This is a genomic window from Trujillonella humicola (assembly GCF_046233715.1).
Classification (GTDB): domain Bacteria; phylum Actinomycetota; class Actinomycetes; order Mycobacteriales; family Geodermatophilaceae; genus Trujillonella; species Trujillonella humicola.
Genome location: NZ_JBJNRJ010000007.1, coordinates 79,654 through 85,915, shown reverse-complemented (window position 1 = coordinate 85,915; position 6,262 = coordinate 79,654). Strand labels below are relative to the sequence as shown.

The window sequence follows — 6,262 nt, the reverse complement described above, 5'->3', positions numbered from 1 at the left end:
CAGCGCACCCCCACCCCCCCCGCCACCCCCCACCCCCCCCGCCCGCCCCGCGCCCCCCCGCCCCAGGCCCCCCCGCGCCGGGGAGGTGCCCCGTCGGCGGGGAAGCGGGGGCGGCGGATCAGCGGACGAGCCGGTAGAAGCGGAAGAAGTCGTCGGCCACGTCGAGGACCTCGGCATCGGCGAAGCCCGCCTGCCGGGCGTACCCGCGCAGCGTCGCCGGGCGCATCACCGTGCCGGTGCCCGCCGAGGGGCTGGTCGACATCCCGTCGGCGAGGCAGCAGACCAGGCTGTAGCCGTACATCAGCCGCTCGATCTCGTCGCCGGGAGCGGTGAAGGCCTCGGCGACCCGCTCGTCCATGACCAGGACCGTCCCGGACTCCCCCGCGAGCCGGCGCATGGCGGCCAGCACCGCCACCGGGTCGGGCAGGTCGTGGATGCACTCGAACGCGGTCACCACGTCGTAGTGCCCGTCGACGGTGGCCGCGTCGGCCACGGAGAAGCGGACGCGGTCGGCCACGCCGGCCTCCTCGGCGTTGCGGCGGGCCGCGCGCACCGAGGGCTCGTCGACGTCGAACCCGTCGACGGTCGCCTCCGGGTAGGCCAGCGCGATGCCGATGGCCGACCAGCCGAACCCGCAGCCGACGTCGGCGACCCGGCCGCCGGCACGCAGCGCCGCGTCCACGTCGGGGATCGACGGCAGGTGCTCGCGGCCCAGCGCGCCGAGGAACAACGGCCGGTTGGCGGCCGCCTGCGCCTCCCGGGCGTCGATGCCGTGCTGCTCCCAGGAGACGTCACCGCCGGTCCGGTAGGCCTCGGCGAGCGCGTCGACCTGCTTGCCGGCGCCGACCACGAACCGGACGAGCGGGACGACGTGCGCCGGGCTCAGCCCGTCGGTGAACGGCTCGACCGCCGCGGCGGGGAGGGTGAAGCGGCGGGCGGCGGCGTCCCCGGGCCGGGCCGGGTCGTCCTGCGCGGTGAGGATGCCGGTCACCGCCTGCTGCTCGAGCCACTCGCGGGCGTACCGCTCGGCGGTGCCGGTGCGGGCGGCCAGTTCCGCGGAGGTCGTCGGGCCGGCGCCGGCCAGGGCGCGGTACCAGCCGAGCCGGTCGCCGAGGTAGACGGCCTGCGCGTCGAGGACGGCGAGCACGGTGTCGAACAGCCGGCCGGCGAGCGCCTCGGTCGCGGCGGCGTCGGTGGCGGGGCGGGTCTCGGTCGCGGTCATGGGGGGTCCTTCCCGTCGGTGGTGGTCGCCGCTGATGGTGGGGAGGGCCGCTGTCACCGCGCCCTCGGCGGGCTGTCAGGTGCCGCTCGGCCCTTCCGCACCCGCCGGGGCGCGGTCACCCTGGGGCCGTGCCCGCCGTCGCCGTCCTCGGCCCGGTGCTGCTGGAGGGGGTGCCCCTGCGCTCCGAGCGGCAGCGCCGTCTTCTCTCGGCGCTGGTGGCCGCGGCTCCGCACGGCGTGTCCGCCGACGCGCTGGTCGACCGGATCTGGCCCGGGACGCCCCCGGCCGACCCCGGCGGGGCCCTGCAGACGGTCGTGGCGCGGCTGCGCCGGGCGCTGCCGCCGGCGGTCCGGGTGGAGACGCTGCCGACCGGCTACCGGCTGGTCGCCCCGGGCGGGGAGGTCGACGTCACCGCCTTCACCGAGGCGGTGGCCGACGACGGCGGGGGCCCGACGCAGCGGCTGGCCCGGCTGGACGCCGCCCTGGCGCTGTGGCGGGGCCGCCCGTACCCGGACCTGGAGGGGCCGGACGCCGAACCGGCCGCCGCAGCGCTGGAGGGCCTGCGCGCCGAGGCCGCCGAGGCCCGGGGGCGGGTGCTCCTGGAGCTCGGGCGCACCGCCGACGCGGTCGCCGCGGCCGAGGCGCTGGTCGCCGAGCAGCCGCTGCGCGAGGGCGCGGTCGCCCTGCTCGCCCGGGCGCTGGCCGGCTGCGGCCGGCAGGCCGAGGCGGTGGCCGCGCTGGCGGCGCTGCGCCGGCGGCTGGCCGACGAGCTCGGGCTGGACCCGTCCCCGCAGCTGCGGCGGCTGGAGTCGCAGGTGCTGCGGCAGGAGCTCGAGCCGGTGGTGGCACCGGCGGCCCCGCCGCCGCCGGCCCCGGCGGCCCGGCCGACCCCGCCGCCGCTGCCGGTGCCGGTGCCGGTGCCGGTGAGCTCCCTCGTCGGCCGGGACGGCGACCTCGCCACCGTCGACGTCCTGCTCGCACGGTGCCGCGTGGTGACGCTGTGCGGGCCGGGCGGCGTGGGCAAGACCCGGCTGGCCCGGCACGTGGCCGCCGCGGTTGCCGGCCGCTACGCCGACGGCGTCGTGCTCGTCGAGTTCGGCCGGGGCAGCGGGGACGACGTCCAGCCCGCCGTCGCCGCCGCGCTGCGGGTCGCCGGCACCGGGTCCGAGCCGGTGGTCGACCGGGTGCTCAGCGTGCTCACCGTGCGCCGGCAGCTGCTGCTGCTCGACAACTGCGAGCACGTCGCCGACGAGGTCGCCGCGCTGGTCGAGGCGGTCGTCATGGCCGCCCCGGGCGTCGACGTGCTGGCCACCAGCCGCGAGGCGCTGCGCGTCGACGGCGAGCACGTCCACCCGGTGCAGCCGCTGGCGGAGATCGAGGCGGTGGCGCTGCTCCGTGCCCGGGTGGCCGCCCAGCACCCGGACGCCGTCCTCGACGGCGAGCCGGTGGCCCGGCTGTGCCGGCGCCTGGACGGGTTGCCGCTGGCCCTCGAGCTGGCCGCCGCGCGGATCGGTGTCCTGGGGGTGGGCGGGCTGCTCGAGGCCCTCGAGTCCTCCGACGGCGAGGTGCTGGCGGGGGGCCGGCGGACCGCGGCACCGCGGCACCGGTCCCTGCGCGAGGTGGTGGCGTGGTCGCACCGGCTGCTCGACCCGCGGCAGCAGCGGCTGTTCGAACGGCTGGCGGTCTTCGCGGGGCCGGTGGAGCGCGCGGCGGTGGCCGCCGTCTGCGGGGACGCCGCCGCGCTGCCGGAGCTGGTGGAGCGGTCGCTGGTGGTGCGGGTGCCCGGCACGCCCGCACGCTTCGGGATGCTCGAGACGCTGCGGGCGTTCGGCCGAGCGCGGCTGGCCCGCGACCCCGCACTGCCGGCGCTGCGGGCCCGGCACGCCGCGTGGGCCGTCGCCCTGGCCGAGGAGGTCTGCGCGGGGCGCCGCGGCCCGGCGGAGCCCGCGGCCGTCGCCCGCTTCGACGCCCACCTGGCCGACCTGCGCCGGGCGCACGCGTGGCTGTGCGAGCACGGGCCGGTGGAGGACCTGCTCCGGCTCTCGCAACCGGCGGCCGAGCTCGCCTGGCTGCGCGGGCGGGCCGACCTGGTCCTCATGACCGAGCGGGCGCTGACCGTCGCCGGGGTCCTCGACCCGGCGACCAGGACCGCCCGGCCGCCGGGCCACCCGCTCGCCGTGCGGCTGCTCGGCCTGCTGGCGACCTCGGGATGGCAGCGCGGGGAGTTCGACCGGGCCGAGCAGTGGGCCCGCGCCGCGATCACCGCCGGCGGCGACACCGGAGACACCGCGGCCACCGCGGCCACCGGCTGGGCGCACGAGGCACTGGCCAACGTGCACACCTTCCGGGGGGAGGTGGCGGCCGGCCGCCGGGCCGCCGCCGCCGCGGCCGCCCTCGGAGCGGCGTCCGGGGACGTGGAGCTCGAGCTCGCCGCGGTGGTCGACGAGCTGCTCGCCGACACCTACGCGGGCGACGACGCGACCGCCGCGGCGGACGAGGCGGCGCTGCTGCAGCTGGCCGCCCGGCTGGACTCGCCCACCGGACACGCCTGGGCCGCCTACGCCCGCGGCGAGCGGCGGGCCGAGCGGTCGGAGCCGGACGCGGAGAGCTGCCTGCGCGAGGCGGTGGCCCGCGCGGAGGCGGCGGACTCCTCGTTCGTGGCCGGCATCGCCCGGCACACGCTGCTCACCGCGGGGCTGCGCCGCCACGCCGCCGGCTCCCGCGGCCTGGTCGAGTTGCGGTCGCTCGTGGACACCTGGCACCGGCTGGGGGCGTGGACGCAGCTGTGGGTGGCGGTGCGGGCGCTGGTGGAGGCCCTGGCGCGGGACGGCCGCTGCCGGGACGCCGCCGTCCTGCTGGGTGCCCTGCGGGCCAGCCAGCGCGCACCGCGCCCGTTCGGCGCGGACTCGGGCCGGGAGGCCGAGGCCGAGCGGCGGCTGCGTGCGGCGCTCGGGCCGGCCGCCGAGGCCGCACTGGCCGAGGGCGCGGCGCTGGGTGACGCCGGGGCGATCGCGCTCGCCCTGCGCGTCACCCACCCGGCGCCGGCCTGAGGCCGGGACCGCGCCGGGAGGCCTGGCCGCCCGGGCTCCCCGGCGCCACACTGGCGTCCCGCACGGGGGGACGCCCACGAGGAGGCCCGGTGCAGACGCGCGTCGACGAGATCGCCCCGGACATCTACCGGCTGTGCACGTACGTCCCGGACGCCGACTTCCAGTTCGACCAGTACCTGGTGCTGGGCGAGGAGCCGCTGCTGTTCCACACCGGGCCACGGGCGCTGTTCCCGCTCGTCGCCGAGGCGATGGCACGGGTGGTGCCGGTGGACCGGTTGCGCTGGATCACCTTCGGCCACGTCGAGGCCGACGAGTGCGGGGCGATGAACGACTGGCTCGCCGCAGCGCCGCAGGCCCAGGTGGCGCACGGCGCCATGGGCTGCATCGTCTCGGTCGAGGACCTGGCCGACCGGCCACCCCGGCCGCTGGCCGACGGCGAGGTCATCGACATCGGCGGCCGACGGCTGCGGCACATCGACACCCCGCACGTGCCGCACGGCTGGGACGCCGGTGTGCTGTTCGAGGAGACCACCGGGACGCTGCTGTGCGGGGACCTGTTCACCGCGCTGGGCGACAGCCCCGCGGTGACCGAGCGGGACGTGGTGGGCCCGGCGCTGCAGGCCGAGGACGTCTTCGCCGCCACGTGCCTGACCCCGGCCACCGGACCGGCCATGCGCGGGCTGGCCGCGCTGCAGCCGGCCACCCTGGCACCGATGCACGGTCCGGCCTTCACCGGCGACTGCGGCGCGGCGCTGCGGGACCTCGCCACCGCCTACGACGACCGGCTGGCCGCGGCCGGTGCCCGGTTCGCCGCACCCCCCGCCCCGGCGCCCCCGATCGGTTGAGGCCACCGGGCCGGGAACGGCTGACCGTGCCCGCACGTGAGCCGGTCGTGGACATGCTCCGTCTGGTGCTCAACGTGGTCTGGCTGGTGCTGCAGGGGTGGGTGCTCGCCCTGGCCTACCTGCTGGCGGGGGTGCTGGCCTGCCTCCTGGTCGTGACGATCCCCTTCGGCATCGCCGCGTTCCGGCTGGCCTTCTTCGTCGTCTGGCCGTTCGGGCGGACGACGGTGCGGGCGCCGGGCGCCGGCGTGGCCTCGGCCATCGGCAACCTGCTGTGGTTCCTGGTCGCCGGGTGGTGGCTGGCCGTCATCCACGTGGTCAGCGGGATCGCGTTCTGCCTGACGATCATCGGGATCCCGTTCGGCATCGCGTCGTTCAAGCTGGCCGCCGTCGGGCTGTTCCCGCTGGGCAAGCGCGTCGTGGAGACCGCCCCGCCGAGGGACTGGATGCACGCCGGCAGCGGTGTGGTGCAGGACGGGTACGCGCGCTGAGCGGTGTCCCGCGCCGCCGCCTCCGTGCTCACCGCGGGTCGGCCGGCTCCCCGGTCCAACGGGCCAGGAACTCCTTCTCGTCCGGCGCGAGCCGCCGCGGGCGGGCGATGGTGAAGTCGTAGGGCACCAGCAGGGTGCTCCCGGTGACCGCCAGCCGGTCGCCGTCGAACACCTCGTAGTGGCAGGTGAAGGCGGCCGCGCGGATGCCGGACACCCAGATCTGCACGTCCAGCGGCCGGGCGGTGTAGACGACGGGCAGCAGGTAGCGGATCTCGTGCGAGGCCACGACCGTGCCCCTGCGCAGGCCGGTGCGCTCCTCCAGCGACGCCCGCTCGAAGAACAGGTCGACGCGGGCCATCTCGAAGTACTGCAGGAAGACGACATTGTTGACGTGCCCGTAGGCGTCCATGTCCGACCAGCGCATGGGGACCTGCACGGTGTGCCTCACGGGCCCACCCTGCCGCACCCGGCGGCGGATCCGACACCGAGACCCGCGGACGGCGACCAAGACGGCGACCTAGACGGCAGGGAGGGCGAGGACCCACGGCGCCACGGAGTCGGGGGCCTCGAGCATCCGCGCGTGGCCCACCCCCGGCGCTGACCGCCCGTCCCCGGGACGCCGCCGCCTGGACGGCGGACGCGGACGACGCCCCGGCC

Annotated in this window: 5 protein-coding genes; 3 read left to right on the top strand and 2 right to left on the bottom strand. The window is 78.1% G+C overall.

The features are described from left to right. Nucleotides 1-118: 118 nt before the first annotated feature. Nucleotides 119-1,222: a class I SAM-dependent methyltransferase gene (locus tag ACK586_RS05995; protein WP_409329543.1), complete on the bottom strand. Its 1,104-nt coding sequence runs from the start codon at nt 1,220-1,222 to the stop codon at nt 119-121. A 128-nt stretch (nt 1,223-1,350) separates the two neighbouring features. Here ACK586_RS05995 and ACK586_RS05990 point away from each other — a divergent pair, with 128 nt between their 5' ends. The 3 genes from ACK586_RS05990 to ACK586_RS05980 all read left to right on the top strand — a co-directional run bounded on the left by ACK586_RS05990 (nt 1,351) and on the right by ACK586_RS05980 (nt 5,605). Continuing rightward, a complete protein-coding gene (locus tag ACK586_RS05990; protein WP_409329542.1) occupies nt 1,351-4,272 on the top strand; it encodes an AfsR/SARP family transcriptional regulator in 2,922 nt (973 codons plus the stop codon). 89 nt (nt 4,273-4,361) lie between these two features. Then, entirely contained in the window at nt 4,362-5,117 is a 756-nt protein-coding gene (locus tag ACK586_RS05985) for an oxygen-binding di-iron domain-containing protein (protein ID WP_409329541.1), read from the top strand. Between the two features lie 53 nt (nt 5,118-5,170). Continuing rightward, nucleotides 5,171-5,605, top strand: coding sequence for a YccF domain-containing protein (locus ACK586_RS05980; protein WP_409329599.1), 435 nt, complete (start codon nt 5,171-5,173; stop codon nt 5,603-5,605). A 28-nt stretch (nt 5,606-5,633) separates the two neighbouring features. On the opposite strand, the gene ACK586_RS05975 is transcribed toward ACK586_RS05980, so the two are convergent. Beyond that, on the bottom strand, nt 5,634-6,053 hold the full coding sequence (locus tag ACK586_RS05975; protein ID WP_409329540.1) for an acyl-CoA thioesterase: 420 nt from the start codon (nt 6,051-6,053) through the stop codon (nt 5,634-5,636). Nucleotides 6,054-6,262: the final 209 nt, after the last annotated feature.

Coding starts and splice junctions, on each gene's coding strand:
- ACK586_RS05995 (WP_409329543.1), bottom strand. CDS start 1,222: ATGACCGCGACCGAGACCCGCCCCGCCACCGACGCCGCCGCGACCGAG.
- ACK586_RS05980 (WP_409329599.1), top strand. CDS start 5,171: ATGCTCCGTCTGGTGCTCAACGTGGTCTGGCTGGTGCTGCAGGGGTGG.